The sequence below is a fragment of the Leuconostoc lactis KCTC 3528 = DSM 20202 genome (genome assembly GCF_014651235.1).
In the GTDB taxonomy this organism is placed as follows: Bacteria; Bacillota; Bacilli; order Lactobacillales; family Lactobacillaceae; genus Leuconostoc; species Leuconostoc lactis.
The window spans coordinates 1-3,626 of sequence record NZ_BMWM01000043.1; the positions used below are offsets into that span (position 1 = coordinate 1).

The window sequence follows — 3,626 nt, forward strand, 5'->3', positions numbered from 1 at the left end:
GCCTGAAGTTTAATTTGTTTTGAAATTTTAGTCATAAATAAAACCCCGAAAGTTGCTTTAACTTTCGGGGTGCGCCACAATTGTGAGTGCTTTTTTATGGTTAGATAGCTTAAGCCTTATCTGCAAGATAAGCCGTTAATGCTTGACTTAACGATGCACGTTGGTTATCAACCAGCGCTATTTGATTGGCAATGACAAGCTGCCCCATTTTGATTTCGCGAGTCAAATTAGGTTGCTGTAATTTCGGCATGAAGAAGGCGTTAAACTCAGTGAGCCGTTGTGCTGTTTGGAAATAGTTTGCTGGGACTTTGACCAGATTGGTATAGTTCATACTACCATTCAATTTATGGTCCAGCCATGACCAATGTTGGCGCACCCAATCCCATACCTGTTGTTGTGCCAACGGATTATGCAAGAGGCCACCATACCAAATGGCAAAATCTTGCGGCTTAATAATGGCTGGTTGATTCAAGCTCGCAATCAGCGTTTTCAGTGCTGTAGCGTCTGTGCTGGCTGGCAAAACCGCCATTAAATCATTTTTAAACCCCGTATCCGTTGTTTGTTGATAAGCTGTAAATAGCTGTTCAAACAACGTACCCGTTGGCTGGGTCGTTAATTGATATGTCAACACCTCACGCCGCATATAAGCTGGCATTTGCGTGAGGTTATCGCGATATTGGGTGAATTGTTGCGTTGCCATCGCCATGGCTTCCGGCAGTTGAGCATACAAGGCGGCATCCAATATTAACGGCCGCACTCTGACATCATCATTTGATTCTGTTGGTTTCTCATGCCAACCCAACCGTTGTAAATGTGGTTGCACCAGCTGTCCGACAAACTGCTTAAGCTGCGCTGTGCTTGCAGGATCATCGGCTACCAGACGCTTTAAGTCCGCAATGATTTGATGTACAGCTTGTTGCACTAAAATAGTATCATTTTGTGCCAATTTTCCAAGCATTGGCACCAGTTGCGCATACGATATCACTTGCGCTTTAGCGAGTAATCTGAGATCCGTCAACAGTTGTAATTGTGTCACCGCATCTAACTGGTCACTATGCGCCATTAAATCAGCCAATAATTGGTCGTCATAGTGTATCACGGCATGCACTTGATTGTGCAAATTAAATTGCAACGGACCCCCAGCTTGCGCACGCAATGTGGCATAGTCGCCCACAACCATCTCAGGCGTCGTCAACATCAGGGTGTCCTCTGAAAAATTATTGGTCAAGGGCACCTGCCATAATTGCCCTGTTGTGGCATGCTGACCAATGAAAAACTGGCTTTGCTTGACCACAAGTTGCCCATCGGCATTGATAGACGCTGTAATCATGGGATAGCCCGGTTGTGACAAATAAGTCGCCATCACACCCGACACATCTTTCCCAGACGCTTGCGACAAAGCACGCCACAAATCGTCACCAGTCGCATTGCCATATTGGTATTGATCAAAGTACTGCTTCAGACCCGCTCGGAATGCTGTTTCACCAATCATGGCTCGTGTCATCACTAACATTCGCGCCCCTTTAGCATACACAATCGCACTATCAAATAAAGTGTTCACTTCATCCGGATGATTAATGGCCACATGTACCGGTTGTACACCGTCAATTGCATCACGATTTAAAGCTAATGAGACGTCATTCATTTGGAACGATTCCCAAATGTGCCATTCTGGCATTAAAGCATCAACAGCAACGTATTCCATCATGTTGGCAAAACTTTCATTTAACCACAAATCATCCCACCATGTCATTGTGACTAAATCACCAAACCATTGATGCGCCAATTCGTGCGCAATGATGGTGGCAACCCGATGTTTCTGCGCCAAAGACGCATTGTCGGGATCTAAAAGCAGCGCTGATTCACGATATGTGACCAAGCCCCAGTTTTCCATGGCACCAAATGACAAATCTGGCACGGCAAGTTGCTTGGATTCTGGCAATGGATACGTGGTATCAAAATAATCTTCATAAAATTCAATACTACGCTTAGCAATATCCAGCGCAAAACGGAGCGCCGACGGTGTATAAGCATCAGAAGCAAAAACTTGAATTTTTACTCCAGACGCCGTAGTCGTTGTTTGACTAATTAACGCCCCGAAAGCAAAAGCTACCAGATAGGTCGACATCCGTTTGGTCGTGGCAAAATAGTGTACGCCGTCGGCAACATGCGTTTCTGGCATATTAGCCAAAATAGTTTCGTGTGGTTGCTCGTCATACTTAATCGCCAAATCAAAAGTCGCTTTGGCCGCTGGTTCATCAATCCCTGGAAAAGCCTCACGCGCACCACTGGATTCAAACTGCGTCAACACAATTTGTTTTTTGACACCATTGACCTCATAATCTGCCGGATAGATGCCCATCAACGTCGCGGTTAAGACTGTCTCATAAGTGACAACAATTTGAATATCACCCAAAGGGACGTTAGGAATGATTAACGCCTCCTGCTCATCTTGGGTGTTAAAAGCCATCGCTTGATCATTGACGGTAACCGTTTTGATTTTAAGATCACGCTGATGTAACAAAATTTGATTCGTCAACGCCTGACCAAAAATGGTGGTTTGACCGCTAATACGCTGTTTTTGTCGATCAATATCCAGATAAACATCATAATGTTCCGGTATGAATGTTGTCAGAAAATGTTGCAATGGTTTCGTCATCAGATCTCCTTTTGGGTCACTAGTCTTGCTTGGTCGTCGTGGTTAAGCAATGGCGTGCGCATCAGCTCACCCGCATTTCAGTATTAAAATTGATGCAAATAGTTTTTCAACGCCACATCGTCCAAGTAATTATCTAAGCCAATCAACAACTTGAGACGTGCTTTTTGACCGTTAATACTGGTGGCAAAGATGGCCCCAGCTTTTTCAAGTTGGACACCGCCACCCAAATAGTCATAGACTGGTTCAGCCACTCCATTGAAACTCCGTGACACAATCACGACTGGAATATGGCGTGATAAGAGATAAAGCACCCCATTAGCCGCTTCTTTTGATAGATTCCCAGCACCCAAAGCTTCAATAATAATGCCATCAATATTGGCAGCCGCTAACAATTCTAAGAGTTGACCGTCCATACCGGCATACGCTTTGAGCACCGGAATATTTTGCTTGACACTGTTGATTGGCAACACGTGACGCTTTGGCAAATCATAAAAGTAAATAATTTGATGTTTCGTCAATAGCCCCATCGTGCCACTAATTGGTGAGCCAAATGTGGCCACATTGGTCGTATGCGTTTTAGTCACAAAACGCGCGGCATGAATTTCATCGTTCATCACAACCAATACGCCACGGTGCCGTGAATCGTCATGTGCCGCAACCCGCAGTGCAGAATGGTAGTTATATAACCCATCTGACCCAAGTTCATTAGACGAGCGCATTGCCCCAGTCATCACAATTGGGAAATCAACCGCCAACGTACTATCCAAAAAGAATGAGGTTTCTTCTAAGGTATCTGTGCCATGGGTAATCACAACCCCATCAAAGGCTTGCTTGGCCGCTAAAATACGTTGTTGCAGTTGCAACATATGCACAGGCCCAATATGCTCACTAGGCAAATGGCAGATTGTAAAATTTAAGTTGAACATTTAAGTGGACAGAAAAACCCATCAAGGTCTTTAATGGTGTT

Annotated in this window: 1 protein-coding gene and 1 pseudogene; both read right to left on the reverse strand. The window is 44.6% G+C overall.

Annotated features, from left to right (window positions below; translation table 11 throughout):
- Positions 1-109 precede the first annotated feature (109 nt).
- Positions 110-2,659, reverse strand: a complete 2,550-nt coding sequence (locus IE039_RS08080) for a M1 family metallopeptidase (RefSeq protein ID WP_010004434.1) — start codon at positions 2,657-2,659, stop codon at positions 110-112.
- A gap of 83 nt (positions 2,660-2,742) precedes the next feature.
- Positions 2,743-3,564 (reverse strand): annotated as a pseudogene (locus IE039_RS08085) (asparaginase); the annotation flags it as partial.
- Positions 3,565-3,626 lie beyond the last annotated feature (62 nt).

Excerpts from the sequence above, each read along its gene's own strand:
- IE039_RS08080 (WP_010004434.1), bottom strand. The coding sequence starts at position 2,659 with ATGACGAAACCATTGCAACATTTTCTGACAACATTCATACCGGAACAT.